This is a genomic window from Leucobacter rhizosphaerae, assembly GCF_022919175.1.
Classification (GTDB): Bacteria; Actinomycetota; Actinomycetes; order Actinomycetales; family Microbacteriaceae; genus Leucobacter; species Leucobacter rhizosphaerae.
This window is the reverse complement of the sequence record NZ_CP095043.1, coordinates 1,127,520-1,154,449: the sequence shown is the minus strand read 5'-3', so window position 1 is coordinate 1,154,449 and position 26,930 is coordinate 1,127,520. Positions and strand designations below refer to the sequence as shown.

General features: G+C 66.8%; 37 protein-coding genes. 35 read left to right on the top strand and 2 right to left on the bottom strand.

The features are described 5' to 3' along the window. The first annotated feature begins 10 nt into the window (after positions 1-10). Together fusA and tuf are read left to right on the top strand one after the other, a co-directional pair. Positions 11-2,131, top strand: a complete 2,121-nt coding sequence (gene fusA, locus MUN76_RS05310) for an elongation factor G (protein WP_244687814.1) — start codon at positions 11-13, stop codon at positions 2,129-2,131. Between the two features lie 161 nt (positions 2,132-2,292). Continuing rightward, complete coding sequence (gene tuf, locus MUN76_RS05305) at positions 2,293-3,486, top strand: elongation factor Tu (RefSeq protein WP_244687812.1); 1,194 nt, start codon at positions 2,293-2,295, stop codon at positions 3,484-3,486. A gap of 86 nt (positions 3,487-3,572) precedes the next feature. On the opposite strand, the gene MUN76_RS05300 is transcribed toward tuf, so the two are convergent. Next, complete coding sequence (locus MUN76_RS05300; protein ID WP_244687810.1) at positions 3,573-3,809, bottom strand: Rv0909 family putative TA system antitoxin; 237 nt, start codon at positions 3,807-3,809, stop codon at positions 3,573-3,575. A 213-nt stretch (positions 3,810-4,022) separates the two neighbouring features. On the opposite strand from MUN76_RS05300, the gene MUN76_RS05295 reads away from it, so the two are divergent. The 32 genes from MUN76_RS05295 to rplQ all read left to right on the top strand — a co-directional run bounded on the left by MUN76_RS05295 (position 4,023) and on the right by rplQ (position 23,742). Beyond that, entirely contained in the window at positions 4,023-5,822 is a 1,800-nt protein-coding gene (locus MUN76_RS05295) for a polysaccharide biosynthesis protein (protein WP_244687809.1), read from the top strand. After that, entirely contained in the window at positions 5,819-6,925 is a 1,107-nt protein-coding gene (locus MUN76_RS05290; protein ID WP_244687807.1) for an MraY family glycosyltransferase, read from the top strand. Before MUN76_RS05295 ends, MUN76_RS05290 begins: the two co-directional genes overlap by 4 nt. Positions 6,926-7,225: 300 nt before the next feature. After that, on the top strand, positions 7,226-7,534 hold the full coding sequence (rpsJ, locus tag MUN76_RS05285) for a 30S ribosomal protein S10 (RefSeq protein ID WP_010156393.1): 309 nt from the start codon (positions 7,226-7,228) through the stop codon (positions 7,532-7,534). A gap of 13 nt (positions 7,535-7,547) precedes the next feature. Further along, positions 7,548-8,201 (top strand): 50S ribosomal protein L3, encoded by a 654-nt coding sequence (gene rplC, locus MUN76_RS05280; protein WP_244687805.1) that lies wholly within the window; start codon positions 7,548-7,550, stop codon positions 8,199-8,201. A gap of 3 nt (positions 8,202-8,204) precedes the next feature. After that, entirely contained in the window at positions 8,205-8,858 is a 654-nt protein-coding gene (rplD, locus tag MUN76_RS05275; RefSeq protein ID WP_244687804.1) for a 50S ribosomal protein L4, read from the top strand. Further along, a complete protein-coding gene (gene rplW / locus MUN76_RS05270; RefSeq protein WP_244687802.1) occupies positions 8,855-9,154 on the top strand; it encodes a 50S ribosomal protein L23 in 300 nt (99 codons plus the stop codon). The genes rplD and rplW overlap by 4 nt, the downstream gene beginning before the upstream one ends. Before the next feature lie 22 nt (positions 9,155-9,176). Beyond that, entirely contained in the window at positions 9,177-10,013 is an 837-nt protein-coding gene (rplB, locus tag MUN76_RS05265) for a 50S ribosomal protein L2 (protein WP_244687800.1), read from the top strand. Positions 10,014-10,037: 24 nt separating this feature from the next. Continuing rightward, positions 10,038-10,319, top strand: a complete 282-nt coding sequence (rpsS, locus tag MUN76_RS05260; RefSeq protein WP_244687798.1) for a 30S ribosomal protein S19 — start codon at positions 10,038-10,040, stop codon at positions 10,317-10,319. Positions 10,320-10,345: 26 nt separating this feature from the next. Continuing rightward, positions 10,346-10,726 (top strand): 50S ribosomal protein L22, encoded by a 381-nt coding sequence (gene rplV, locus MUN76_RS05255; protein ID WP_166322742.1) that lies wholly within the window; start codon positions 10,346-10,348, stop codon positions 10,724-10,726. Continuing rightward, positions 10,727-11,485: a 30S ribosomal protein S3 gene (rpsC, locus tag MUN76_RS05250; protein WP_244687796.1), complete on the top strand. Its 759-nt coding sequence runs from the start codon at positions 10,727-10,729 to the stop codon at positions 11,483-11,485. It abuts the gene before it with no gap. Positions 11,486-11,487: 2 nt separating this feature from the next. Further along, positions 11,488-11,907 (top strand): 50S ribosomal protein L16, encoded by a 420-nt coding sequence (gene rplP / locus MUN76_RS05245; protein ID WP_244687794.1) that lies wholly within the window; start codon positions 11,488-11,490, stop codon positions 11,905-11,907. After that, complete coding sequence (gene rpmC, locus MUN76_RS05240; RefSeq protein WP_244687792.1) at positions 11,907-12,218, top strand: 50S ribosomal protein L29; 312 nt, start codon at positions 11,907-11,909, stop codon at positions 12,216-12,218. Before rplP ends, rpmC begins: the two co-directional genes overlap by 1 nt. Positions 12,219-12,220: 2 nt before the next feature. Beyond that, positions 12,221-12,493 carry a 30S ribosomal protein S17 gene (rpsQ, locus tag MUN76_RS05235; protein ID WP_244687791.1) on the top strand — a complete coding sequence of 91 codons (273 nt, stop codon included), beginning with the start codon at positions 12,221-12,223 and terminating at the stop codon, positions 12,491-12,493. A gap of 31 nt (positions 12,494-12,524) precedes the next feature. After that, complete coding sequence (gene rplN / locus MUN76_RS05230; protein ID WP_244687789.1) at positions 12,525-12,893, top strand: 50S ribosomal protein L14; 369 nt, start codon at positions 12,525-12,527, stop codon at positions 12,891-12,893. Between the two features lie 3 nt (positions 12,894-12,896). Next, positions 12,897-13,259, top strand: coding sequence for a 50S ribosomal protein L24 (gene rplX, locus MUN76_RS05225; RefSeq protein ID WP_244687787.1), 363 nt, complete (start codon positions 12,897-12,899; stop codon positions 13,257-13,259). Then, entirely contained in the window at positions 13,259-13,819 is a 561-nt protein-coding gene (gene rplE, locus MUN76_RS05220; protein WP_244687785.1) for a 50S ribosomal protein L5, read from the top strand. The genes rplX and rplE overlap by 1 nt, the downstream gene beginning before the upstream one ends. A 117-nt stretch (positions 13,820-13,936) precedes the next feature. Next, positions 13,937-14,335 carry a 30S ribosomal protein S8 gene (rpsH, locus tag MUN76_RS05215; protein WP_244687784.1) on the top strand — a complete coding sequence of 133 codons (399 nt, stop codon included), beginning with the start codon at positions 13,937-13,939 and terminating at the stop codon, positions 14,333-14,335. Positions 14,336-14,341: 6 nt separating this feature from the next. After that, on the top strand, positions 14,342-14,878 hold the full coding sequence (gene rplF / locus MUN76_RS05210) for a 50S ribosomal protein L6 (RefSeq protein WP_244687782.1): 537 nt from the start codon (positions 14,342-14,344) through the stop codon (positions 14,876-14,878). Between the two features lie 2 nt (positions 14,879-14,880). Further along, positions 14,881-15,255 carry a 50S ribosomal protein L18 gene (gene rplR, locus MUN76_RS05205; protein WP_244687780.1) on the top strand — a complete coding sequence of 125 codons (375 nt, stop codon included), beginning with the start codon at positions 14,881-14,883 and terminating at the stop codon, positions 15,253-15,255. Then, positions 15,252-15,971, top strand: coding sequence for a 30S ribosomal protein S5 (gene rpsE, locus MUN76_RS05200; RefSeq protein WP_244687778.1), 720 nt, complete (start codon positions 15,252-15,254; stop codon positions 15,969-15,971). Before rplR ends, rpsE begins: the two co-directional genes overlap by 4 nt. Next, entirely contained in the window at positions 15,971-16,159 is a 189-nt protein-coding gene (rpmD, locus tag MUN76_RS05195) for a 50S ribosomal protein L30 (protein ID WP_244687776.1), read from the top strand. The genes rpsE and rpmD overlap by 1 nt, the downstream gene beginning before the upstream one ends. Beyond that, entirely contained in the window at positions 16,156-16,617 is a 462-nt protein-coding gene (gene rplO / locus MUN76_RS05190; RefSeq protein WP_244687774.1) for a 50S ribosomal protein L15, read from the top strand. Before rpmD ends, rplO begins: the two co-directional genes overlap by 4 nt. 200 nt (positions 16,618-16,817) lie before the next feature. After that, entirely contained in the window at positions 16,818-18,137 is a 1,320-nt protein-coding gene (secY, locus tag MUN76_RS05185) for a preprotein translocase subunit SecY (protein WP_244687772.1), read from the top strand. 2 nt (positions 18,138-18,139) lie between these two features. Continuing rightward, positions 18,140-18,763 (top strand): adenylate kinase, encoded by a 624-nt coding sequence (locus MUN76_RS05180; RefSeq protein WP_244687771.1) that lies wholly within the window; start codon positions 18,140-18,142, stop codon positions 18,761-18,763. A 4-nt stretch (positions 18,764-18,767) separates the two neighbouring features. Next, a complete protein-coding gene (gene map, locus MUN76_RS05175; RefSeq protein WP_244687769.1) occupies positions 18,768-19,610 on the top strand; it encodes a type I methionyl aminopeptidase in 843 nt (280 codons plus the stop codon). 37 nt (positions 19,611-19,647) lie between these two features. Further along, positions 19,648-20,520, top strand: a complete 873-nt coding sequence (locus tag MUN76_RS05170; RefSeq protein ID WP_244687767.1) for a polysaccharide deacetylase family protein — start codon at positions 19,648-19,650, stop codon at positions 20,518-20,520. Positions 20,521-20,671: 151 nt separating this feature from the next. Beyond that, positions 20,672-20,893 carry a translation initiation factor IF-1 gene (gene infA / locus MUN76_RS05165; protein WP_025133723.1) on the top strand — a complete coding sequence of 74 codons (222 nt, stop codon included), beginning with the start codon at positions 20,672-20,674 and terminating at the stop codon, positions 20,891-20,893. 69 nt (positions 20,894-20,962) lie between these two features. Next, complete coding sequence (gene rpmJ, locus MUN76_RS05160; protein WP_005050492.1) at positions 20,963-21,079, top strand: 50S ribosomal protein L36; 117 nt, start codon at positions 20,963-20,965, stop codon at positions 21,077-21,079. Positions 21,080-21,232: 153 nt separating this feature from the next. Continuing rightward, entirely contained in the window at positions 21,233-21,601 is a 369-nt protein-coding gene (gene rpsM, locus MUN76_RS05155) for a 30S ribosomal protein S13 (protein ID WP_244687765.1), read from the top strand. Between the two features lie 49 nt (positions 21,602-21,650). Then, positions 21,651-22,049 carry a 30S ribosomal protein S11 gene (gene rpsK / locus MUN76_RS05150; protein WP_244687763.1) on the top strand — a complete coding sequence of 133 codons (399 nt, stop codon included), beginning with the start codon at positions 21,651-21,653 and terminating at the stop codon, positions 22,047-22,049. A 136-nt stretch (positions 22,050-22,185) separates the two neighbouring features. Continuing rightward, on the top strand, positions 22,186-23,175 hold the full coding sequence (locus tag MUN76_RS05145) for a DNA-directed RNA polymerase subunit alpha (RefSeq protein WP_244687761.1): 990 nt from the start codon (positions 22,186-22,188) through the stop codon (positions 23,173-23,175). 45 nt (positions 23,176-23,220) lie between these two features. Next, positions 23,221-23,742 (top strand): 50S ribosomal protein L17, encoded by a 522-nt coding sequence (rplQ, locus tag MUN76_RS05140; protein WP_244687759.1) that lies wholly within the window; start codon positions 23,221-23,223, stop codon positions 23,740-23,742. A 97-nt stretch (positions 23,743-23,839) separates the two neighbouring features. On the opposite strand, the gene MUN76_RS05135 is transcribed toward rplQ, so the two are convergent. Continuing rightward, on the bottom strand, positions 23,840-25,789 hold the full coding sequence (locus tag MUN76_RS05135) for an acyltransferase family protein (RefSeq protein ID WP_244687757.1): 1,950 nt from the start codon (positions 25,787-25,789) through the stop codon (positions 23,840-23,842). A 167-nt stretch (positions 25,790-25,956) separates the two neighbouring features. Here MUN76_RS05135 and truA point away from each other — a divergent pair, with 167 nt between their 5' ends. Beyond that, entirely contained in the window at positions 25,957-26,856 is a 900-nt protein-coding gene (gene truA / locus MUN76_RS05130) for a tRNA pseudouridine(38-40) synthase TruA (protein WP_244687755.1), read from the top strand. Positions 26,857-26,930: the final 74 nt, after the last annotated feature.

Here is a 26,930-nt window from a genome sequence, read left to right as displayed (position 1 = left end):
GGAGAGCCCTGTGGCACAAGACGTGCTCACCGACCTGAGCAAGGTCCGCAACATCGGCATCATGGCCCACATCGATGCCGGCAAGACCACCACAACCGAGCGCATCCTGTTCTACACAGGTGTGAACCACAAGCTGGGCGAGACCCACGACGGTGCCTCGACCACCGACTGGATGGAGCAGGAGAAGGAGCGCGGCATCACCATCACCAGCGCCGCGGTGACCTGCTTCTGGAACAAGAACCAGATCAACATCATCGACACGCCGGGCCACGTGGACTTCACCGTGGAGGTGGAGCGCTCGCTCCGCGTTCTCGACGGAGCGGTCGCCGTGTTCGACGGCAAGGAGGGCGTCGAGCCCCAGTCCGAGACCGTGTGGCGCCAGGCCGACAAGTACGGCGTTCCCCGCATCTGCTTCGTCAACAAGATGGACAAGATGGGGGCCGACTTCTACTTCACGGTCGACACCATCATCAAGCGCCTCGGCGCGAAGCCGCTCGTCATGCAGCTGCCCATCGGCTCCGAGTCGGAGTTCACGGGTGTCGTCGACCTGCTCACCATGAAGGCATTCGTCTGGGAGGGCGACGCCAAGGGTGACGTGACGCTCGGTGCGAACTACGAGATCCAGGAGATCCCGGCCGACCTTCAGGCGCGCGCCGAGGAGTACCGTGGTCAGCTCGTCGAAGCGGTCGCCGAGACCGACGACGCGCTGCTCGAGAAGTACTTCGGCGGCGAGGAGCTCTCGATCGACGAGATCAAGGCTGCGATCCGCAAGCTCGTCGTCAACAACGAGATCTACCCGGTCTACTGCGGTTCCGCGTTCAAGAACCGCGGCATCCAGCCGATGCTCGATGCGGTCGTCGACTTCCTGCCGAACCCGCTCGACGTCGGTGCCATCGAGGCGCACGATCCCCGCGATGAGACCAAGGTCATCGAGCGCCGTCCCGCTGCGGACGAGCCGTTCTCGGCGCTCGCGTTCAAGGTCGCGGTGCACCCGTTCTTCGGTCGCCTCACCTACGTGCGCGTCTACTCGGGTCAGGCCGACTCCGGTGCTCAGGTCGTGAACTCGACCAAGGGCAAGAAGGAGCGCATCGGCAAGATCTTCCAGATGCACGCGAACAAGGAGATCCCGGTCGAGGATCTGACGGCGGGCAACATCTACGCCGTCATCGGTCTGAAGGACACCACGACCGGCGACACGCTCTGCGACCCGAACAACCAGGTCGTGCTCGAGTCGATGACCTTCCCGGAGCCCGTGATCGAGGTGGCCATCGAGCCGAAGACCAAGGGCGACCAGGAGAAGCTGTCGCTCGCGATCCAGAAGCTCGCCGAGGAGGATCCGACCTTCCGCGTGAGCCTGAACGCCGAGACCGGCCAGACCGTCATCGCGGGTATGGGCGAGCTGCACCTCGACATCCTGGTCGACCGCATGAAGCGGGAGTTCAAGGTCGAGGCGAACGTGGGCAAGCCCCAGGTCGCGTACCGCGAGACGATCCGTCGCGAGGTGCCGAAGTACGACTACACCCACAAGAAGCAGACCGGTGGTTCCGGTCAGTTCGCGAAGGTGCAGATCTCGCTGGCACCGCTCGACACCGAGGAGTCCGGCGACAAGATCTACGAGTTCGAGGACAAGGTCACCGGTGGCCGCGTCCCGCGCGAGTACATCCCGTCGGTCAACGCCGGTATCCAGGACGCCATGCAGTACGGCATCCTCGCGGGCTTCCCGATGGTCAACGTCAAGGCTGCGCTGCTCGACGGCCAGTACCACGACGTCGACTCCTCGGAGATGGCCTTCAAGATCGCCGGTTCGATGGCGTTCAAGGAAGCCGCTCGTCTCGCGCAGCCCGTGCTGCTCGAGCCGATGATGGCCGTTGAGGTGCGCACGCCCGAGGAGTACATGGGCGACGTCATCGGCGACCTGAACTCCCGTCGTGGGCAGATCCAGGCGATGGAGGATGCGAGCGGCGTCAAGGTCGTCCGCGCGCTCGTCCCGCTCTCCGAAATGTTCGGGTACATCGGCGACCTGCGGTCCAAGACCAGCGGTCGCGCCGTGTTCTCGATGACCTTCGATTCCTACGCTGAGGTTCCGAAGGCCGTGGCCGATGAGATCGTGCAGAAGGCCAAGGGCGAGTAACACTGCCCGAGGGTCGGCGGTGAGCCCATCGCTCACCGCCGACCACCGGCTCAGGTCGCGATCACAGGCCTGAGCTTGTAACATAAGTACACACACCCGTACTCGTTCCCTCCGAAACCGTCGGAGGGCAAACGGTACTCGATGTCCTGAGGAGGACCATAGTGGCGAAGGCCAAGTTCGAGCGGACCAAGCCGCACGTAAACATCGGAACGATCGGTCACGTCGACCACGGTAAGACCACCCTTACCGCGGCGATCTCGAAGACGCTCGCCGACAAGTTCCCGTCCGACGTGAACGTGCAGCGCGACTTCGACACGATCGACTCTGCTCCTGAGGAGCGCCAGCGCGGCATCACCATCAACATCTCGCACGTCGAGTACGAGACCGACAAGCGCCACTACGCGCACGTTGATGCACCGGGCCACGCCGACTACATCAAGAACATGATCACGGGTGCTGCCCAGATGGACGGCGCGATCCTCGTGGTTGCCGCCACCGACGGCATGATGGCACAGACCAAGGAGCACATCCTCCTCGCCAAGCAGGTCGGCGTGCCGTACCTGATGGTGGCGCTCAACAAGAGCGACATGGTCGACGACGAGGAGATCCTCGAGCTCGTCGAGATGGAGGTCCGCGAGGAGCTCTCCAAGCAGGGCTACCCGGGAGACGACGTCCCCGTGATCCGCGTGTCGGGCTACGAGGCGCTCCAGGGCACCGAGAAGTGGGTCGACTCGATCGTCGAGCTCATGGAGGCCGTGGATTCCAGCATCCCCGATCCCGTGCGCGACAAGGACAAGCCGTTCCTGATGCCCGTCGAGGACGTCTTCACGATCACCGGTCGTGGCACCGTCGTCACGGGTCGCGCCGAGCGCGGCACGCTGAAGATCAACTCCGAGGTCGAGATCGTGGGTCTGCGTCCGACGCAGAAGACCACCGTCACCGGCATCGAGATGTTCCACAAGCAGCTCGACGAGGCCTGGGCCGGCGAGAACTGTGGTCTGCTGCTCCGCGGCACCAAGCGTGAGGACGTCGAGCGCGGCCAGGTCGTCGTGGCCCCGGGCTCGATCACCCCGCACACGAAGTTCGAGGGCACCGCCTACATCCTGAAGAAGGACGAGGGCGGCCGCCACAACCCGTTCGAGACGAACTACCGTCCGCAGTTCTACTTCCGTACGACTGACGTGACCGGTGTCATCACCCTGCCCGAGGACAAGCCGATGGTGATGCCCGGCGACACCACCGACATGGTCGTTGAGCTGATCCAGCCCATCGCTATGGAAGAGGGCCTCGGCTTCGCGATCCGTGAGGGTGGCCGCACCGTCGGCGCCGGCACGGTGACCAAGGTGATCGCCTAGTCTCCGACTGCATCACGCCGGTGACGGTGTGAGAAAGCCCCCGGGATCCGTCCCGGGGGCTTTCTGCTGTTCGGATCGGCGCGAGACTACTCGTTGCCGATCTTGCCGTCCAGGTTCGCCCGCACGTCTTCGACCTGGTCGGCGAACTTGCCTCCGGTCACCTTGTTCGCGAGATCTGCGGCGCCGCCCAGGATCTTGTCGCTGATGCCCTCGGCCTGCTCGCTGCCGAGCGCGTCCTGAATCTTGTCGGCGTTCTGCTTGGCGAACTCGCCGGCCTGGCCTGCGAGGTCGGCGGCCTTCTTGCCCAGATCTTCCACTGCCATGATGACACCCTTCGTTGCGGAGACGGGACGGAGCGTCCCTGGCCCCATTATTCCGCGCCCGATCCGCCGGCGGAAGAGCGAAGATGGTGGGTGCGCCCGGGCTCGCTCTCGCGGCGCACCCGGAACCTTGCCAGGGCGACCACGCGGGGAGCGGTATCCTCGAACAGGGCGGGACGGCGCCGCCCGTGATGAGTTCCAAGAAACGGAGTGTGTGTGTCGAACACCTCGAGTCAGCGCACCGCGCACTTCGCGCGGCAGTACGGTCTCCTCTTCACGCTCGACGCCCTCGCCTGGGCGGTCGGCATCTTCGCCGCGCTCGTCCTGCGGTTCGACTTCAACCTCGCCCGCATCCACTGGGGGTGGACGGCCGTCATCATCGCCGTCACCATCCTGCTCCAGCTGCTCGGCGGCTGGGTCTTCTGGCTCTACCGCAACCGCTACGAGGTCGGAAGCTTCGACGAGGTCCGCGCGCTCGTGCTCAACGTCACGGCGGTGCTGGTCGTCGCCTGGCTGGTCGCGTACCTCGTGGGCTACGGCAACGGGATCCCGCGCAGCACCCTCATCATCGCCGCCCCGATCACCTTCAGCCTGATGGGCGTCGCCCGCTATCTGACGCGGCTGTCAGGGGAGCGGCGCATGAAGCCAGGGCTCGAGGCGGAGCGCACCCTTCTCTACGGCGCCGGGTATCTCGGCGTGCAGACGGCGAAGCGGCTGCTGACCGACGTCAAGGGCTTCGCGCTGCCCGTGGGATTCCTCGATGACGACCCGAACAAGCGGAATCAGGAGGTGCGCGGGGTCCGGGTGCTCGGCGGGCTCGAGGATCTGCGCCGCGTGGCTCGGGAGACCCGCGCGACGCGGCTCATCGTCTGCATCGGCGACGCGGACTCGGTGCTCATGCGCCAGGTCGACGAGGCGGCCGACCGGGCCGGGATGACCACGATGGTGCTGCCCCCGCTCGAGCAGATCCTGCAGAACTCCTCCGCGATCTCGGACGTGCGCGAGCTCTCCATCGAGGACCTCATTGGGCGGCACCCGGTCCGGCTCGAGACCGACTCCATCGCGGAGTACCTCCAGGACAAGCGGGTGCTCGTCACCGGTGCCGGCGGCTCGATCGGTTCGGAGCTGTGCCGGCAGCTCGCCCGCTTCGCTCCGCGCGAGCTGATGATGCTCGACCGCGACGAAACCGCGCTGCAGGAGACGCAGCTGTCGATCAGCGGGCACGGCCTGCTCGACACGAAGGACGTCGTGCTCGCCGACATCCGCGACCACGAGAACCTGACGCGGATCTTCACCGAGCGGAGCCCCGATGTGGTGTTCCACGCGGCCGCGCTCAAGCACCTCCCCATGCTCGAGCAGTACCCGGACGAGGCCTGGAAGACGAACGTGCTGGGCACGCTGGGGGTGCTGCGGGCGGCGCGCGCCGCCGGTGTCGGCACCTTCGTGAACATCTCGACGGACAAGGCCGCAAACCCCACGAGTGTCCTCGGGCACTCCAAGCGCGTCGCCGAGAAGCTCACCGCGTGGATGGCCGAGGAGACGGGCCAGCGTTACCTGTCGGTGCGCTTCGGCAACGTCATCGGCAGCCGCGGGTCGATGCTCCCGACGTTCCGCAAGCTCATCGACGCCGGCGGCCCGGTCACGGTGACGCACCCGGAGGTCACCCGGTTCTTCATGACCATTCCCGAGGCCTGCCAACTGGTCATCCAGGCCGGCGGCATCGGACGGCCCGGCGAGGTGCTGATCCTCGACATGGGGGAGCCCGTCCCGATTCTCGACGTCGCGCGTCGCATGATCGCGCAGTCGGGCAAGGACATCGAGATCCGCTTCACCGGGCTTCGCCACGGGGAGAAGCTCCACGAGGAGCTCGTCGGTGACGGCGAGGGCAACGAGCGCCCGTTCCACCCGAAGATCTCCCACGCGCACGTGGACATGATCTCGCCGGAGGTGCTCGACCACCAGGGGTGGATCGAACGCCTCGACCTTACCGAGGAAGCCGAGGAACGGATCCAGTGACCCCGCTCGCGCTCGCCCTGCTCCCCGGCGCCGTCACCCTCGTGCTGAGCGCCGTACTGCCATACGTCGTGCGGCCCCTGCTCGTCCGGCTCGGGATCATGGACGTGCCCAACGAACGCTCGTCGCACGACCGCCCCGTGCTGCGCGGCCTGGGGCTCGCGGTGCTCATCGCCATCGCCGTCGGGGGAGGGCTCGGGGTGTGGCTGCTCGCGTCCCCCGCGGGATCGACGTGGACGCTGCTGCTCGTGGTGGTCGGCGGCACGGTCGCGGCCGGCCTGCTCGGGCTGCGGGAGGATCTGCGAGGGCTCAGCGTCGGAGCCCGCAGCGCGTGGCTCCTCGGCATCGCCGCGACCACCGCGATCCTGCTCACCTGGATCGCGTCGCGCCCCTCCGGCGCCGCGTTCCCCTGGGTCCTGGGCCTCGACGTCACGGCGCTGCCCCTGTGGCTGCTCGTGCTGCTGTGCGTGTACGCGGTGCTCTTCATCTCGAGCTACATCAACGTCGCGAACTTCATGGACGGGCTCAACGGCATCAGCGGTTTCCACGGGGTGATCGCGGGTGTCACCTTCGCCATCGCCGGCTGGTGGGTCGGCGCGATCTGGCTCGCGCTCGCGGGTGCCGTGATCGCGGCCGGATTCGCGGGCTTCCTGCCCTGGAACCTCACGAAACCGGGGGCATTCCTCGGTGACGTCGGGAGTTATCTGCTCGGGGGCGCGGTCGCGGTCACGAGTTTCGCCGCCCTCGTCACGGGAGTGCCGCTGCTCGCCACGATCGGGCCGATGGTCATCTACTTCGGCGATGTCGGGGTCACCCTCGTGAAGCGAGTGCGCGCGGGCCACAAGTGGGACGAGCCGCACAAGGAGCACGTCTACCAGCGGATCCAGCAACTCGGGTACTCGCACGTGCAGGCGTCCGGGATCACCGCGCTCTGCACGCTCACCACCTCGCTTCTCGGGCTCGGCAGCCTCTTCACCTCGCTCTTCGGGACCCTCGCGCTCCTGGTCGCGGGCCTCGCGGTGCTGGTCTTCTACCTGCTCCTGCCGCGGCTCTTGCCAGCGCGACACGCCCGGGTTGCATCGACGCCGCCCGCTGTGTCAGAATAGACAGGTTCAGTACTCCCCGCACGCGCGGGGATCACTGCCAGGCTGTGCATAACGGCTCCGGTTCGCCGGGGCGTTAGGCCGCGGGTAGCGAACACCACTCGTACGCCTCAGTACGGCAAGATCGTGCGGCCAGACCGTAGGTCCGGCCGTTTTCGTGCGCGTCCGAGTATTGACAGGTGAACAGAGACCCAGCACGTGCGTTTTCGAACGACCGAATGCCAGGGCGCTGATACGCAAGACGTCCAATGCGGCGCGGACCCGATCCGTGCCGTACGACGCAAGTAGAAAGTAGAGAGTCACATGGCGGGACAGAAGATCCGCATCCGACTGAAGTCGTATGACCACGAGGTCATTGATAGCTCCGCACGGAAGATCGTCGACACGGTGACCCGCGCGGGTGCGACCGTGATCGGCCCCGTGCCGCTCCCCACGGAGAAGAACGTGATCGCCGTGATCCGTTCGCCTCACAAGTACAAGGACAGCCGCGAGCACTTCGAGAAGCGCACGCACAAGCGTCTGATCGACATCGTCGATCCCACCCCGAAGGCCGTCGATTCGCTCATGCGTCTCGACCTCCCGGCCGATGTCAACATCGAGATCAAGCTCTAAGGGGGGTCCGAACATGTCAGTAGAACGCAACGTCAAGGGTCTCCTGGGCACCAAGCTCGGTATGACGCAGGTCTGGGACGAGAACGGCAATGTCGTTCCCGTCACCGTCATCGAGGTGGCACCCAACGTCGTCACCCAGATCCGCACCGCCGAGCTGGACGGCTACAGCGCCGTGCAGATCGCCGCAGGTCAGATCGATCCGCGCAAGGTCAACAAGCCGACCGCCGGTCACTTCGAGAAGGCCGGCGTCACGCCGCGCCGTCACGTCACCGAGGTCCGCACCTCCGATGCCGGCGAGTACAGCCTCGGCCAGGAGCTGACCGTCGAGAGCACCTTCGAGGCCGGTCAGAAGATCGACGTCGTCGGGACCTCGAAGGGCAAGGGCTTCGCCGGTGCCATGAAGCGTCACAACTTCAAGGGTGTTTCGGCGTCGCACGGCGCGCACCGCAACCACCGCAAGCCCGGTTCCATCGGCGGCGCATCGACCCCGGGTCGTGTCTTCAAGGGACAGCGCATGCCGGGTCGCATGGGTGGCGAGCGCGTCACCCTGCAGAACCTCACCGTTCAGGCGATCGACGCCGAGAAAGGCCTCATCCTGGTCAAGGGTGCGGTTCCCGGTGCACGCGGTCGTCTCGTATTCGTTCGCAACGCAGTGAAGGGGGCGTAGTTCATGGCTACCGCTACCAAGCTCGAGGTGCTCGATGCGAAGGGCAAGAAGGCCGGGTCGGTTGACCTGCCGGAGGCGCTCTTCGCCGTCGAGACCAATGTTCCCCTGATCCACCAGGTGGTCACCGCTCAGCTCGCAGCTGCGCGCCAGGGAACGCACAAGACCAAGAACCGCGGCGAGGTCTCCGGTTCGGGTGTCAAGCCGTTCAAGCAGAAGGGCACCGGCCGCGCCCGTCAGGGTTCCGTCCGTGCTCCCGAGCACCGCGGCGGCGGCGTCGTCCACGGCCCCGTGCCGCGCGATTACTCGCAGCGCACCCCCAAGAAGATGATCGCTGCTGCGCTCCGCGGCCTGCTCTCGGATCGCGCCCGCGCGAACCGTCTGCACGTCGTCGAGGGCTTCGGCGTCGACGAGAAGCCCAGCACGAAGATCGCCCGCGAGTTCCTCGCGACGGTGGCTCCGAGCAAGCGCGTCCTCGTCGTCATCGTCCGTGAGGACGAGCTGACCGCGCTCAGCGTGCGCAACCTCCCGCAGGTGCACGTGCTGTACCAGGATCAGCTCAACGCCTACGACGTGGTTGTCAGCGACGATCTCGTCTTCACCAAGGCCGCCTTCGACGCATTTGTCGCCGGCCGTGCAGCCAAGGAGGAAACGAAGTGAGCCTGAACAAGTCCGCACACGACGTCATCATCCGACCCATCGTTTCGGAGAAGAGCTACAACCTCATCGACGCGAACGGCCAGTACACCTTCGAGGTGCAGCCCGACGCGTCCAAGACCGAGATCAAGCTCGCGATCGAAGAGGTCTTCGGGGTGAAGGTCGGCAAGATCAACACGCTGAACCGCAAGGGCAAGACGCGTCGCACCAAGTTCGGCGCCGGCAAGCGCAAGGACACCAAGCGCGCGATCGTCACCCTGAAGTCTGGATCCATCGACATCTTCACGGCTGCGCTGTAGAAGGGGCGAAGAGGAACACAACATGGCTATTCGTAAGTACAAGCCGACGACTCCGGGTCGTCGCGGATCGAGCGTTGCTGACTTCGCTGAGATCACGCGATCGACTCCCGAGAAGTCGCTGCTCCGCCCGCTGCCGAAGACCGGTGGCCGCAACAACCAGGGCCGCATCACGACCCGTCACATCGGTGGTGGCCACAAGCGCCAGTACCGCGTCATCGACTTCCGTCGTCATGACAAGGACGGCGTGAACGCCAAGGTCGCGCACATCGAGTACGACCCCAACCGCACGGCGCGCATCGCGCTGCTGCACTTTGTGGACGGCACGAAGCGCTACATCATCGCTCCGAACAAGCTGAAGCAGGGCGACATCGTCGAGTCGGGTGCCGGCGCCGACATCAAGCCCGGCAACAACCTGCCGCTGCGCAACATCCCGACCGGTACCGTCATCCACGCGATCGAGCTGAAGCCGGGCGGTGGCGCCAAGCTGGCCCGTTCCGCCGGTGCCTCGGTTCGCCTCGTGGCGAAGGACGGCCCCTACGCCCAGCTGCGTCTGCCCTCGGGCGAGATCCGCAACGTCGATGCGCGCTGCCGCGCGACCATCGGCGAGGTGGGCAACGCCGAGCAGTCGAACATCAACTGGGGCAAGGCCGGCCGTATGCGCTGGAAGGGCGTTCGCCCGACCGTCCGCGGTGTCGTCATGAACCCGGTGGATCACCCCCACGGTGGTGGCGAAGGCCGCACCTCGGGTGGCCGTCACCCGGTCAGCCCCTGGGGCCAGAAGGAAGGCCGCACGCGCCGTCCGAACAAGGAAAGCGACAAGCTCATCGTTCGTCGCCGCACCGTTGGCAAGAAGCGTTAGTCGCCCGGTAGGAGAGAGTAGAAGATGCCTCGTAGTCTCAAGAAGGGCCCCTTCGTCGATAATCACCTGCTGAGCAAGGTGGTTGTCCAGAACGAAGCTGGCACCAAGCACGTCATCAAGACCTGGTCGCGCCGCTCGATGATCATCCCGGCCATGCTGGGTCACACCATCGCGGTCCACGACGGTCGCAAGCACATCCCGGTGTTCGTCACCGAAACCATGGTCGGTCACAAGCTGGGCGAGTTCGCCCCGACCCGCACCTTCCGTGGGCACGTGAAGGACGACAAGAAGGGCCGTCGCCGCTAACGCGGGGACGTGAAGGAGGAAGAGAAATGGTGGAGTCGATCGCACGCGTGCGTCAAATCCGCATCACCCCCCAGAAGGCCCGTCGTGTCATTGATCTGGTCCGCGGGAAGAACGCGCAGGAGGCACTCGCCATCCTGAAGTTCGCCCCGCAGGCCGCGGCGGAGCCGATTTTCAAGCTCGTCGCCTCTGCGATCGCCAACGCGCGCGTGAAGGCCGACAAGGAGAACCTGCGTCTCAACGAGGACGAGCTGGTCATCGCTCGCGCCTACGTCGACGAGGGCACGACGCTCAAGCGTTTCCGCCCACGTGCACAGGGCCGCGCATTCCGTATCAACAAGCGGACGAGCCACATCACGGTTGTTCTGCAGTCCGCTGATGAGTTCGCGGCATCGAAGGGAGCCAAGTAAATGGGCCAGAAGATTCATCCCTATGGCTTCCGCCTCGGGATCACCACCGATCACGTGTCGCGTTGGTTCTCGGATTCCACGAAGAAGGGTCAGCGCTACGCCGACTACCTCGCCGAGGACATCCGGATCCGCCAGCACCTGACCAAGCAGCTCGATCGCGCGGGTGTGTCCCGCGTCGAGATCGAGCGCACCCGTGACCGTGTCCGCGTGGATATCCACTCGGCTCGCCCGGGTATCGTCATCGGCCGCCGCGGCGCCGAGGCCGAGCGCATCCGCGCCGACCTCGAGAAGCTCACCGGCAAGCAGATCCAGCTGAACATCCTCGAGGTCAAGAACCCCGAGGCCGATGCTCAGCTCGTCGCGCAGGGGATCGCCGAGCAGCTCGCTGCTCGTGTGGCCTTCCGTCGTGCGATGCGCAAGGGTCTCCAGGGCGCGCAGCGCGCTGGCGCCAAGGGCATCCGTATCCAGGTCTCCGGCCGCCTCGGCGGCGCCGAGATGAGCCGCTCGGAGTTCTACCGCGAGGGTCGCGTGCCGCTGCACACGCTCCGCGCGAACATCGACTACGGCTTCTACGAGGCGAAGACCACCTTCGGCCGCATCGGCGTGAAGGTCTGGATCTACAAGGGTGACCTGACCAACAAGGAACTCGCTCGTGAGCAGGCGGCCCAGAAGCCGGCCCGCGATCGTGGCGACCGCCGCCGTGCGCCCCGTGGCGCGCAGGCCGAGGCTGCACCCGCTGCAGCAGGAGCGGAGAAGTAAGCATGCTGATTCCCCGTCGAGTCAAGTACCGCAAGCAGCACCACCCCAGCCGGAGCGGCCAGTCCAAGGGCGGCAACACCGTCGCCTTCGGCGAGTTCGGGATCCAGGCGCTCACCCCCGCGTACGTGACGAACCGTCAGATCGAGTCCGCTCGTATCGCGATGACCCGTCACATCAAGCGCGGTGGCAAGGTGTGGATCAACATCTACCCCGACCGTCCGCTCACCAAGAAGCCTGCCGAGACCCGCATGGGTTCCGGTAAGGGTTCGCCCGAGTGGTGGGTTGCCAATGTCAAGCCGGGCCGCGTCCTCTTCGAGGTCGCCGGTGTCGATGAGGAGCTCGCACGTGAGGCGCTGACCCGCGCCATCCACAAGCTGCCCCTCAAGGCCCGCATTATCAAGCGCGAGGAGGGCGACGCGTAATGGCGATCGGAACCAAAGAACTGGCCATCACTGAGCTCGACACCTTCGAGGACGAGCGGCTGGCGGAGGAGCTCAAGAAGGCCAAGGCCGAGCTCTTCAACCTGCGATTCCAGTCGGCCACCGGCCAGCTGGAGAGCCACGGCCGCGTACGCCAGGTGAAGCGCGACATCGCTCGCATCTACACCGTGCTGCGCGAGCGCGAGCTCGGCATCCGGCTCACCCCGGCTGCCGCCCCTGCTCCCGCCAAGGCGAAGAAGAGCAGCAAGAAGACCGAGCAGGCGGACGCCGCCGCTGAGACGAAGGAGGCCTAGGAATGGCTGAGGTCGAGAAGGAACAGCGCGGCTACCGTAAGGCACGCCGTGGCTACGTCGTCAGCGACAAGATGGACAAGACCATCGTCGTCGAGGTCGAGGATCGCGTGAAGCACCCGCTCTACGGCAAGGTCCTCCGCCGGTCGTCGAAGGTCAAGGCCCACGACGAGCAGAACAACGCCGGCATCGGCGATCTCGTGCTTATCCACGAGACCCGTCCGCTGAGCGCCTCCAAGCGCTGGCGGCTGGTCGAGATCCTCGAGAAGGCGAAGTAAGCCTCCGGCTTACTGAGTGAAGGAGTAGCAAGTGATTCAGCAGGAATCCCGACTGAAGGTGGCCGACAACAGCGGCGCCAAGCAGTTGCTCACGATTCGTGTTCTCGGAGGCTCGAAGCGTCGTTACGCCGGTCTCGGCGACACGATCGTCGCGACCGTCAAGGACGCAATCCCCGGCGGCAACGTGAAGAAGGGCGAGGTCGTCAAGGCCGTCGTCGTTCGGACCCGCAAGTCCACTCGTCGTGCAGATGGCTCGTACATCAGCTTCGACGAGAACGCCGCCGTCATTCTGAAGGCCGACGGGGAGCCCCGCGGCACCCGTATCTTCGGGCCGGTCGGTCGTGAGCTGCGCGACAAGCGCTTCATGAAGATCGTCTCGCTCGCACCGGAGGTGATCTAGTCCATGGCTAGCAAGATCAAGAAGGGTGACCTCGTCGAGGTCATCTCGGGTCCGACCCAGGAGCGCGGTGGCTACCGCGGCAAGCAGGGTCGGGTCATCGATGTGCTGACCGAGACCGACCGTGTGGTCGTGGAGGGCGTGAACTACGTCACCAAGCACGTGCGCGTCGGCCAGTCCGACCGCGGCACCCGCGAGGGTGGGATCGAGACCGTCGAGGCCCCGATCCACGTCTCCAACGTCGCCGTCGTCGATCCCGAGTCGAAGAAGCCGACTCGCGTCGGGTTCCGCGTCGAAGAGGTGGAGAAGGACGGCAAGAAGAAGACCGTCCGCGTCCGCTACGCCAAGAAGTCCGGGAAGGATCTCTGATGACCGAGACCAAGATTCAGCCCCGTCTGAAGCAGAAGTACCGTTCCGAGATCGTGCCGCAGCTCCGCGAGGAGTTCAGCTACGCGAACATCATGCAGGTGCCCGGCGTCGTCAAGGTCGTCGTGAACACCGGTGTGGGCGAAGCCGCACGCGACAGCAAGGTGATCGAGGGCGCCATCGCCGACCTCGTGAAGATCACCGGCCAGAAGCCCATGGTCACGAAGGCTCGCAAGTCCATCGCTCAGTTCAAGCTGCGCGAGGGCCAGGCCATCGGCGCGCACGTCACCCTCCGCGGTGACCGCGCCTGGGAGTTCCTGGACCGTCTCGTGAACCTCGCGCTGCCGCGTATCCGCGATTTCCGCGGTCTGTCGCCGAAGCAGTTCGACGGCAACGGCAACTACACGTTCGGACTCACGGAGCAGAGTGTGTTCCACGAGATCGATCAGGATAAGATTGATCGCGTGCGTGGCTTCGACATCACTGTCGTGACCACCGCGAAGAACGACGACGAGGGTCGCGCGCTGCTCAAGGCGCTCGGCTTCCCGTTCAAGACCGATTAACTGAATAGTCCAAGCGGAGAGGGTGTCCGGGATTTCCCGGGCACCCCATCCGCGTGTCACCCAGGTCGCACGTCGTGTAACGGCGTGTGATACCAGGCGAGAAAGAAAGAGTCACTCATGACGATGACTGATCCGGTCGCAGATATGCTGACCCGGTTGCGCAATGCAAATAGCGCACATCATGACGACGTTTCGCTTCCCGGCTCAAAGCTGAAGGAGCGGATCGCCGAGATCCTCAAGCGCGAAGGCTACATCGCGGACTGGAAGGTGGAGGACGCCCGCGTCGGCACCACCATCACCATGTCGCTGAAGTACGGCCCCAACCGCGAGCGCTCCATCGAGGGCCTCAAGCGCGTGTCCAAGCCCGGTCTCCGGGTCTACGCGCGCTCGACCGAGATCCCGAGCGTGCTCGGCGGCCTCGGCATCGCGATCCTGTCCACCTCCTCGGGTCTTCTGACGGACCGCGAGGCTGAGCAGAAGGGCGTAGGCGGGGAAGTCCTCGCTTACGTGTGGTAAGCCGTCATGTCCCGTATTGGAAAGCTTCCCATCACCGTTCCCGGTGGTGTCGACGTCAAGATCGCCGGCCAGCAGGTCACGGTCAAGGGCGCGAAGGGCGAGCTCGCGCTCGTCGTCGCTGAGCCCATTCGCGTCTCCCTCGAGGACGGACAGGTGGTTGTCACCCGTCCGAACGACGAGCGCGATTCCCGAGCGCTGCACGGTCTGACCCGTACGCTCATCAACAACAACATCATCGGCGTGACCGAGGGCTACACCAAGCAGCTCGAGGTCGTCGGCACCGGATACCGCGTGCAGCAGAAGGGCGCCGGCCTCGAGCTCGCGCTCGGCTTCTCCCACCCGGTGAGCGTGACGGCCCCCGAGGGCATCACACTCGCCGTCGAGGGCAGCACGAAGATCACCGTGAGCGGTATCTCGAAGCAGGCGGTCGGAGAGGCCGCGGCGAACATCCGCAAGCTGAAGAAGCCGGAGCCCTACAAGGGCAAGGGCATCCGCTACGCGGGCGAGGTCGTCCGTCGCAAGGCTGGAAAGGCTGGTAAGTAACCATGGCCGCTTCTATTTCTCGGGCAAAGGGCCGTACGGCTGCGCGCATCCGTCGCCACACCCGTCTGCGCAAGAAGATCGTCGGCACGGAGGTTCGCCCCCGTCTCGTCGTGAACCGCTCCGCGCGCCACGTCTTCGTTCAGGTCATCGACGATTCCAAGGGACTCACTGTCGCCTCGGCCTCGACGATGGAAGCCGATCTGCGCTCCTTCGAGGGTGACAAGACGGCCAAGGCGCGCAAGGTCGGCGAGATCATCGCCGAGCGCGCGAAGAGCGCTGGTATCGAAGCCGTCGTCTTCGACCGCGGCGGCAGCAAGTACGCCGGCCGTGTCGCGGCGATCGCCGATGGCGCTCGCGAAGGGGGGCTGACCCTGTGAGCAACGAAACGAAGGAGCAGGAAGTGAACGCAGAGGCCAAGGCCGAGGCTCCGGCCACTGAAACTGCGGAAGCTTCGGCCCCCGCACAGGATCACCGCAACGAGCCTCGCGAGCAGCGTCGCGGAAGCCGCGACCGCGGCACCCGCAACGAGCGTGGTGGACGCGACCGCAACGAGAGCCAGTTCCTCGAGCGCGTCGTGACCATCAACCGCGTCTCGAAGGTCGTCAAGGGCGGTCGCCGCTTCAGCTTCACCGCGCTCGTCGTGGTGGGCGATGGCAACGGCACCGTCGGCGTCGGCTACGGCAAGGCCAAGGAGGTGCCCCTCGCGATCGCGAAGGGTGTCGAGGAGGCAAAGAAGAACTTCTTCCGCGTCCCCCGCATCGGCAACACGATCCCGCACCCCGTCCAGGGTGAGGCGGCTGCAGGCGTCGTCCTGCTCCGTCCCGCTGCTGCCGGTACCGGAGTTATCGCCGGTGGTCCCGTCCGCGCCGTCCTCGAGTGCGCCGGTATCCACGATGTGCTGAGCAAGTCGCTCGGTTCGTCGAACACCCTCAACATCGTGCACGCGACCGTCGCGGCCCTGCAGCAGCTGGAGGAGCCCCGCTCCGTCGCCGCTCGTCGTGGCCTCGACTTCGACCGCGTCGCTCCGGCTCGCATCGTGCGCGCCGAGGCGAAGGCCGCGGCCGACGCTGCGAAAGCAAAGGCAGGTGCGTAATGGCTACAGCGCTGAAGATTACGCAGACGAAGTCCGTTATTAGTGAGAAGCAGAACCAGCGCGATACGCTGCGGAGCCTCGGTCTGAAGAAGATCGGCCAGACGGTCGTTCGCGAGGACACGAAGGCCAACCGTGGCTACGTGCGCGCTGTCGCTCACCTGGTACAGGTTGAGGAGATCGACGCATGAGCGAGAAGAATGAGGAGCGCGAGCAGGTGCTGAAGGCTCACCACCTTCGCCCCGCCGCAGGATCCAAGAAGGCCAAGACCCGCGTGGGTCGCGGCGAGGCGTCCAAGGGCAAGACCGCAGGTCGAGGCACCAAGGGCCAGAAGGCGCGCTACCAGGTCAAGGCCGGGTTCGAGGGTGGGCAGATGCCGCTGCACATGCGCACCCCGAAGCTGCGCGGGTTCAAGAACCCGTTCCGCACCGAGTACCAGGTGGTGAACGTCGCGAAGCTCGCAGAGCTCTACCCGCAGGGTGGCGACGTGACCGTCGAGGATCTCGTGGCCAAGGGTGCCGTCCGCAAGAACCAGCCCGTCAAGGTGCTGGGCAACGGCGACATCCAGGTGAAGCTCACCGTTCAGGTGGACAAGGTCTCCGGCTCGGCCGAGCAGAAGATCGTGGCCGCCGGCGGAGCGATCAAGTAGGACCCTCGAGCGTTGCTCGAGATGCGGGGGCGGGTCGGGGCCGGCATGCGTGCTGCCCCTCCCACCCCCGCTTTTTTCAATTGTGGGCCGTTCGACGTGAACGGCCATCATTCGCGCACCCCCGCCTGACGTGTAGGCTGGGGTATTGGCTCTCGTCGCGAGACAGATGAGTCTATTGCGACGCTCCCAGGAGGCAGATTTTGTTCAGTGCCATCGGACGGATCTTTCGGACGCCTGATCTGCGACGGAAGATCGTCTTCTCGCTCGCGATCGTGTCCCTGTTCCGACTCGGGTCCTTCATCCCGGCCCCGTTTGTTGACTTCAACAACGTGCAGGCGTGTCTCGCCGCGAACCAGGGCACCTCCGGCCTCTACGACATGATCAACCTCTTCAGCGGCGGAGCGCTCCTGCAGCTCTCGATCTTCGCGCTCGGGATCATGCCGTACATCACCGCGTCGATCATCACGCAGCTGCTGCGCGTCGTCATCCCGCACTTCGAGATGCTGCACAAGGAAGGCCAGGCCGGTCAGGCCAAGCTGACCCAGTACACGCGGTACCTCACGATCGCCCTCGCCGTGCTCCAGTCCACGACGCTGATCACGGTCGCGCGCTCCGGGCAGCTCTTCGGCGCCGCGGCGAACCAGGCCTGCCAGAACCTCGTGTCGCAGGAGTGGTGGGCCATCCTCATCATGATCCTCACGATGACCGCCGGTACCGGCCTCATCATGTGGTTCGGCGAGCTCATCACCGAGCGCGGCATCGGCAACGGCATGTCGCTCCTCATCTTCACCTCCATCGCCGCGACCTTCCCGAACGGCCTCTGGGTCATCAAGGAGGCGCAGGGCTGGGAGACCTTCTTCTTAGTGATCGCCGTCGGCCTGGTGGTCGTCGCCGCGGTCGTGTTCGTCGAGCAATCGCAGCGACGCATTCCCGTGCAGTACGCGAAGCGCGTCGTCGGTCGCCGCACCTACGGCGGCAGCAGCACGTACATCCCGATCAAGGTCAACATGGCCGGTGTGATCCCCGTCATCTTCGCGTCCGCGATCCTGTACCTGCCGATGCTCATCACGCAGTTCAACCAGCCGCAGATCGGCGAGGAGCCCAAGGCCTGGGTCGTCTGGGTGCAGACGAACCTCGTGTCGGGCGATCAGCCGCTGTACATGCTCGTGTTCTTCCTCCTCATCATCGGGTTCACGTTCTTCTACGTGCAGATCACGTTCAACCCGGAGGAGGTCGCGGACAACATGAAGCAGTACGGCGGCTTCATCCCCGGCATCCGTGCGGGACGCCCGACGGCCGAGTACCTGAACTACGTGCTGACGCGCGTGACCAGCGCCGGCTCCCTCTACCTGGGCCTCATCGCGATGATCCCGCTCGTCGCGCTCTCGTTCTTCGGGGCGAACCAGAACTTCCCGTTCGGCGGGGCCTCGATCCTGATCATCGTCGGTGTCGGGCTCGAGACCGTGAAGCAGATCGACGCGCAGCTGCAGCAGCGCCACTACGAAGGGCTGCTCAAGTGACCATGGCTACTCCGGAGACCGCACCCCCCGAGGCGACCGCGACGCGCGGCGCGCGCCTGCTCATCATCGGCCCTCCCGGGGCCGGCAAGGGCACCCAGGCCGCGAAGATCGCGGAGCGCTACGGCGTGCCGGCGATCTCGACGGGGGACATCTTCCGCGCCAACATCAAGGGCGGCACCGAGCTGGGCACCCAGGTGCAGCAGATCATCGAGCGGGGCGAGCTCGTGCCCGATTCGCTGACGAATGAGATCGTCGCCGATCGCCTGCAGCAGCCCGACGCGGCCGAGGGGTTCCTCCTCGACGGCTACCCGCGCACCGTGGATCAGGTGGCCGCCCTGGACGCGATGCTCGCGCCCGTCGGGGCCGAGCTCGACGCCGTGATCCTGATCGAGGCCGACGTCGACGAGGTGGTCGCCCGGCTGCTCAAGCGCGCCGAGCTCGAGGGCCGCGCCGATGACACGGAAGCCGTGATCCGCCACCGCCAAGAGGTGTACGCCGAGCAGACCGCACCGCTCGTGGCGCTCTTCTCGGAGCGGGGCAAGCTCGTGACCGTGGACGGTCTCGGCACGGTCGACGGGGTCGCGGAGCGCATCGCCAGCGGGCTCGACGCCCAGCTGGGTCGGTAGTTCTGTGGCGCGTCGGGGTCTCTTCCGCCGGTCGATCTACAAGTCGCCGGCGCAACTGCGGCTCATGGTCGCGCCGGGCCTCGCCACCGCGGCGGCGCTCGATGCGATGCGCGCGGCGGTCCGGCCCGGCATCACGACGCTGGAGCTCGACACGATCGCCGAGGCCGCGGTGCGCGCGCACGGCGGTTCCCCGAACTTCGCGCTCGAGCCGGGGTACCGGCACACGATCTGCGCGAACGTGAACGAGCACGTCGTGCACGCGATCCCGACCGACCGACCGCTCGAGCCCGGTGACATCGTCGCGCTCGACGCCGGCGCGGTGGTGGCCGGCTGGCACGGCGACGCCGCATTCACCGCGGTGCTGCCGGATCACTCCCGACCGGACCTCACCGCCGCGAACGAGAAGCTCAGCGCCGTGACCGAGCAGGCCATGTGGCGGGGCATCGCGCGTCTCGCGACCGCGCGTCACCTTAACGAGGTGGGGGAGGCCGTGTCAAAGTACGTGCGCGCGCAGAGCGACTTCGGGGTGCTCGAGGATTACATCGGTCACGGCATCGGTCGCAGCATGCACGAGGACCCGCCGGTGTTCAACGTGCCCGTGCAGCGTCGCGGGCCCGAGGTGAAGCCCGGACTCGTGGTCGCCATCGAGCCGATCATCTCTGCGGGCGGTATCGACACGGTCATCGAGGACGACGACTGGACCGTCACGATCGCTGACGGGTCGATGAGCGCGCAGTGGGAGCACTCGGTCGCGGTGCACGAGCACGGCATCTGGGTGCTGACCGCGGCGGACGGCGGGGCGTCGGGCCTCGAGCCGCTCGGCATCACCCCCGTCCCGATCCCGTAGCTCGCGCCGACCGCGACCGACTCCCTAGGATGTGTGCATGGGGAGTCAGCTGAGTCGCCGTGCGGCGCTCGCTGCGCTCGCCGGGTTCGGAGGCGGTGCGCTCGTCGGTTGCGCCCCGGAACGGGCGGTGCGCCCCCGGCTGCTCGACCCGATCTCGGTGCCGCCGTTCGAGGCCCCGGTTGCAGTGACGCCTCCGCCGCCGCCCGCGATCGATGTCGAGGCGGTGATCCTTGCGAACGAACACCGGTCGCTCGTGGCGTGGGGCACGGACTTCGCGGGGGTCGTGCGCACGGGTGCCGAGGCTGGGCACGCCACCCCGGGCGCGGTCTTCCTGACGCTCGACGCCTGCGGCGGCCCGGTGGGGTCCGGATTCGACGAGGCGTTGATCTCCGGCCTCCGCGCCGCGGGGATCCCGGCAACGCTGTTCCTCAATCTGCGCTGGATCCGCGCCAACCCCGACCTGGCAGCGGGGTTGGCCGCCGATCCGCTGTTCTCGATCCAGAACCACGGCAGTGCGCACCTGCCGCTCAGCGTGACCGGGGCGTCGGCGTACGGGATCCCGGGGACGACGAACGCGCGGTCGGCGGCGATGGAGGTCTGGGAGAACCACGTCGCGATCGAGCAGCTGACCGGGATCGCACCGCGCTGGTTCCGGCCCGGGACGGCGCACCTGGACGACGTGGGCCTCAGTATCGCCGAGGGTCTGGGCGAGCGGATCGCGGGATTCGCGATCAACGGCGACGGGGGAGCGACCCTGCCGGCGGAGGCGGTCGCCGGGGCGGTGTCGGGGGCGGTCGGGGGTGAGCTCATCATCGCGCACATGAATCAGCCGATGTCGGGTTCCGCGGCGGGGATCCTTGCGGGTGCCCGGACGCTGCGGGATCGCGGGATCGCGTTCGGCGTGCTGTGAGCCGAGGCGGCGCGCGACGCGCCCGGCTTTACAAACCGCCACGGCGGGGGTACGCTTGATCTTTGGTGCTTTGCGCCTGTTTTCGCGTTCGCGAAATCGGGTACGGAGCATTCGCATGACCAGTACCACCTACGCGAGCGATAGTGAGGCTATGGCGAAAAAAGACGGCGTCATCGAGATCGAGGGTCAAGTTGTCGAGGCTCTTCCGAACGCAATGTTCCGAGTCGAGCTGACCAACGGACACAAGGTCCTTGCCCACATCTCGGGCAAAATGCGTCAGCACTACATCCGCATTCTCCCCGGAGACCGTGTGATCGTGGAGCTGACGCCCTACGATCTGACCCGCGGCCGCATCGTCTACCGCTACAAGTAGGTCGCTGGAAAGTAACGACTCGCGGCACCCCGCGAGACCGAGGACAGCGAACCGTCAAAGGAAAGCAACATGAAGGTTAACCCCAGCGTCAAGCCGATCTGCGATCACTGCAAGGTGATCCGCCGCCACGGCCGCGTCATGGTGATCTGCAAGAGCAACCCGCGCCACAAGCAGCGCCAGGGCTAGTCTCTGCGGCCTCGGCCGTCAGATCGTCACCACTGCAGTACCCACCCAGCGCATCGAAGAACCCGCCCGCACGTCGGGGCGGGGGACACCTCGGGCCGGAGGCCCGAACCCCCGGTGCGCACCACACCTCCACAATCCGCAAGGAGAGCCAGAATGGCACGTCTCGCAGGAGTCGACATCCCACGCGACAAGCGCGTTGAGATCGCACTCACCTACATCTATGGCGTCGGCCGCACCAGCGCGCTGAAGACCCTCGCCGACACCGGCATCGACGGCAACATCCGCGTCAAGGACCTCAGCGATGAGCAGCTGGTCGCGCTCCGCGACTACATCGAAACCAACTTCAAGGTTGAGGGCGACCTCCGCCGCGAGGTTGCCGCCGACATCCGCCGCAAGGTCGAGATCGGCAGCTACCAGGGTATCCGCCACCGCAAGGGCCTGCCCGTGCATGGTCAGCGCACCAAGACGAACGCTCGTACCCGCAAGGGGCCGAAGCGCACCGTCGCCGGCAAGAAGAAGTAAACACCGGTTCACAGCGACCATCACACAGAGCTTTTCAGGAGAATACTAAATGGCTGCACCAAAGACGGCGGCACGCAAGCCGCGTCGCAAGGACAAGAAGAACGTGGCCGTGGGCCAGGCTCACATCAAGTCGACGTTCAACAACACCATCGTTTCGATCACGGACACCACTGGTGCTGTGATCGCTTGGGCCTCCTCGGGTGGCGTCGGCTTCAAGGGATCGCGCAAGTCGACCCCGTTCGCCGCGCAGCTCGCTGCAGAGTCCGCTGCCCGCAAGGCGCAGGAGCACGGCATGAAGAAGGTCGACGTCTTCGTGAAGGGACCGGGTTCGGGCCGCGAGACCGCGATCCGTTCGCTGCAGGCCGCGGGCCTCGAGGTCGGGTCGATCAACGACGTCACGCCGCAGACGCACAACGGCTGCCGTCCGCCGAAGCGTCGCCGCGTCTGAAGTGATGGTCGCGCCGACTCCGGTCGGCGCGACTGCCGCCTCGGCGGCCCGCAGGCGTACAGACCATCATTCAGACCACCTTCTTCCCGATACCGCATGAGTCATATAGCGGACTCCAGCGAAAGGACCACACACAGTGCTCATTGCACAGCGACCCACTCTGACTGAAGAATCCCTCTCCGAGTTCCGTTCGCGCTTCGCCATCGAGCCCCTCGAGCCCGGCTTCGGCTACACGCTCGGCAACTCGCTGCGTCGCACGCTGCTGTCCTCGATCCCGGGTGCCGCAGTCACGAGCGTCCGTTTCGAGGGTGTCGCCCACGAGTTCACGACCATTCCGGGCGTGACCGAGGACGTCACCGAGATCATCCTCAACATCAAGGCCCTCGTCGTCTCCAGCGAGCACGATGAGCCGATCACCGCGTACCTCCGCAAGACCGGTGCGGGTGAGGTCACCGCCGCAGACATCTCGGCTCCCGCCGGTGTCGAGGTGCACAACCCGGAGCTCGTGATCGCGACGCTGAGCGATTCCGCCCAGTTCGAGCTCGAGCTCACGATCGAGCGCGGCCGCGGCTACGTGTCGGCCGCTCAGAACCGCAACGAGGACGCAGAGGTCGGCCGGATCCCGGTCGATTCGATCTACTCGCCGGTGCTGAAGGTCACCTACCGCGTCGAGGCCACCCGTGCCGGTGAGCGTACCGACTTCGACCGCCTCGTGGTCGACGTCGAGACCAAGCCGGCCATCAGCCCGCGCGACGCCATCGCGTCGGCCGGTTCGACGCTGGTCGAGCTCTTCGGGCTGGCTCGCGAGCTGAACAGCGCGGCCGAGGGTGTCGAGATCGGCCCCGCGCCGGTCGAGGTGGTCGCCGAGGGTGAGCTCTCGATCCCGATCGAGGATCTCGACCTGTCGGTGCGCAGCTACAACTGCCTGAAGCGCGAAGGTATCAACACGGTGAGCGAGCTCGTTGCGCTCTCCGAGGCGCAGCTCATGAACATCCGCAACTTCGGTCAGAAGTCCGTCTTCGAGGTGCGCGACAAGCTCACCGAGATGGGGCTGTCGCTGAAGGATGCAGTGCCCGGCTTCGACGGTGCGCAGTTCTACAGCTACGAAGACGACAACAACAACTAACGATCCGCCGACCCCGGCCTGATCGATTATTCAACGGAGTACACAATGCCGAAGCCCACAAAGGGCGCCCGCCTCGGAGGCGGCCCCGCACACGAGCGCCTGATGCTCAACCAGATGGCTGCGCAGCTCTTCGAGCACAAGCGCATCCAGACCACCGAGACCAAGGCGAAGCGCCTGCAGCCCATCGCTGAGCGTCTGGTGACCTTCGCCAAGCGCGGTGACCTGCACGCACGTCGTCGCGTCATGCGCCAGGTCCTCGACAACTCGGTCGTGCACGAGCTCTTCACCGAGATCGCGCCGCTCGTCGAGAACCGCGAGGGTGGCTACACCCGCATCGTCAAGACCGGTTTCCGCAAGGGCGACCGTGCGCCGATGGCCGTCATCGAGCTCGTGCTCGAGCCGGTGAACCCGAAGCCGAAGTCGGCCAAGAAGGCTGCGGCCGCTGAGGCGCCCGCCGCCGAGGAGGCACCCGCTGCTGACGAGGTCGTCGAGGAGACCGTCGAGACCGAGGCGGCTCCTGCCGCCGAGGAGTCGACCGAGGCTCCGGCCGAGGAGAAGGCCGAGTAGGTCCCCTCACCCACGCAGAACGCCCCGCTGGTCTCCGACCGGCGGGGCGTTCTGCTGTGTGCGGGGTGCTTTGCCGGCCCGCAACGCGTGCTGCGCGTCAGCGACGGGGCAGCGCGAACCCGAGACGCTCGGCGGGGGACTGGAGCTCCTCCAGGGCGAGCTGCACGCAGCCCGCGTAGAGCTCGCCACCGCTCGGGTTCGGGTGGATCCCGTCGTCCGCGAGCGCATCGGGCACGCCGGTCACCGCGCTCTCCCAGTCCGCGACGACCACACCCCGGTACGAATCGGCGAAGTCGGTGAGGAGCTGGTTGACGCCGGGGATCCAGTCCCGCTCGCCGTGCGCGTTCACGAGCACCAACGGGCGCACCCCGGCCAGCTGCCGGATCGCCTCGAGGTCATCGACGTCGATCGGACCGTTTGTGCCGAGCCCGACCACCAGCACGTCGCGCAGTGCCCCCTGGTCGTTGAGCTCGGTCATGATCCCGACACCCGCGCCGAGTCCGCGTGACACGGCCGCGTCGACCGAGATCTCGGGCAGCGCGGCGCTGAGCTCGGGCAGGCTCGCGAGCATCACCGAGTCTCCGACGGCGCTGATGTCCCGGCCCTCCGGGGCGATCGGGGCGGGATCGGCGTCGGTTGACTTGTCGCCGGCGGACGTGTCATCACCGGCTTCGGCGTCGCCCGCTTCGGCGTCGCCCGCTTCGGCGTCGGCCGCCTCTGCGTCGGCTGCCTCTGCGTCGGCGACCTCGGCCGCTGCCTGGGCGTCGAGGGCCGCTTGGCCTCGCGCGATCGCCTCGGCCGCGGAGGACATCTGCGGCGCGGTCGCGATCGCGATGCCCGTCGCGGGCACGGTGACGCCCAGGATCGCCACGATCGCGATCCCGATCGTGCGCGTACGCGGGGACCGGGATGAGCCCGCGCGCACCAGCGTCCGCGCCGCACCGCGCAGCCCGAGGCGGCGGACCGGCTGTTCGACGAACCGATAGGACGCGGCGGCGATGAGCAGCGTGGCGACGAGCGTCAGCCCGCCGACGATCCAGGGCCCCGCGGGCGACATGCTCCACGGGCCGCCCGCGGCCGCGATGAGGAGGAGCAGCGGCCAGTGCCAGAGGTAGATGCCGTAGGAGCGCTCGCCGATCCAGCGCAGCGGCGCCGCGTCGAGTGCACGCCCGACCCACACGCCCTCACGCGTCACCGCGATCACCACGGCGATCGCCGCGACGGTCGCGAGCTGGAAGCCGCCCTGGAAGCTCGCGGGGCTGCCCTCGACGAGCGTCATCGCCAGCACACCGAGGGTGGCGAGTCCCACCGCGGCGACCGCCGCGCTCGCGACCTGCGTCCACGCACCGGAGCGCCGCGCCGGCGACGGATCGGGGCGGTGGAGCAGTGCGGCCGCGGCGGCGCCCAGCAGGAGCCCGAACGTGTGCGTGTCGGAGCCGAAGTAGATGCGGGTCGGATCCGCGCCCGTGACGGAGAGCTCGAGCATGAGGAGCGCCGAGCCGATCCCGAGCGCGATGAGCGGGATGGCGCGCGTCACCCGACGGCGGAGGCGCCAGAGCGCGAGGAGGAGCAGGGGGAGGAGGATGTAGAACTGCTCCTCGATGGAGAGCGACCACGTGTTGCGGAAGAGCTCGGGGGTGTCGCGGGCGAAGTAGTCGGCGCCGTTCGCGATGAACACCCAGTTGCTCACGAAGAGCGCGGCACCGGCGACCTGGCTGCCGATCTTGACGAGCAGATCGCCCGGGGTGAGCAGCGCGAGCGACGTGCACACGAGCAGCACGAGCGCCAGCGCCGGAAGCAGGCGCCGTGCGCGTCGACGCCAGAAGCCGAGCAGCCGGATCCTGCCGTGCGCCTCGAGCTCGCGGAGCAGGAGTGTGGTGATCAGGAACCCGCTGATCGCGAAGAAGACGTCGACGCCGAGGAAGCCGCCGGGGAGGATCCCGGGGAAGAGATGGTAGAGCAGCACCAGTGCGACGGCGATCGCACGAAGGCCGTCGAGTCCACCGAGTCGGGGCGTGCGGGCGGAGGCGGGAGCGGTGACTGTCATGGGAATCTCTGAGCGGCGGCGCGCGGTCTCGGGTGCGACGCCAGCCTCCCATGATACTCCAGTCGCCCTGACCGGGCTCGGAGCGGACGTCGTGCAGACTCGGCGCGGGCTCGGCGCGGGGCCGCTCGTGGCGGGAGCCGGCCTGTGCGATCTGGCAAGATCGAAGGGTGACTCCGACCACCCCGCCCGTACGACTCCGACTCGACCTCGCCTACGACGGCACGGACTTCTCGGGGTGGGCGAGCCAGCCCGGGCTGCGTACGGTGCAGGGGGAGCTGGAAGCCTCGCTGGGCACCCTGCTGCGCACCGATGAGGCCCGACTCACGGTGGGGGGCCGCACCGATGCCGGCGTGCACGCGCGGGGGCAGGTGGCGCACCTCGAGGTGACCCCGGCCGAACTCGCGAAGTGGAGCGGTGCGCGGGGGGCGGGCGCTGATGCCGCTGCAGAGCCCGATGAGAATGCGGCGCGGACCCGGGCCCGTCGGCTCAATGGGATCCTGCAGCGCCGGGCGAGCGACATCGCGATCCACAGCGTCCGCGAGGTACCGGCGGCGTTCGACGCCCGGTTCTCCGCGGTGCGGCGGCGCTACGAATACCGGCTGCGCGACGCGGCGGCCCGACGGGACCCGCTCACCGCACGATTCACGGCCGACGTGCCGCGGGCGCTCGATCTGGATCGCATGCAGCGTGCCGCGGACGAACTGCTCGGGCTCAACGACTTCACCACGTTCTGCAAGGCGCGGGACGGGGCCACCGCGATCCGGGATCTGCTGCGGTTCGAGTGGCGGCGGACGGAGGACGGCGCGTTCGCGGCGCGGATCGAGGCCGACGCGTTCTGCCACTCGATGGTGCGGGCAATCGTCGGGGCGGTCGTAAGCGTGGGGTCCGGGCGGATCGACATGCAGGAACTGCGCGATCTCCGCGACGCACGTGCGCGCACGAGTCGCTTCCCGGTGATGCCGGCGCGCGGGCTGAGCCTCGAGGAGATCAGCTATCCGGCGGACGATGCGCTGGCCGCACGCGCGGAGCTCACCCGTGCCCGGAGGCGATCCGAGGATCTCGGCTGATCCTGTGCTAGAGTTGACCCTTGGTGCGTAAGCATCCGATTTGTTGAGCCCTCCACCGTCCGAGCACCCGATCG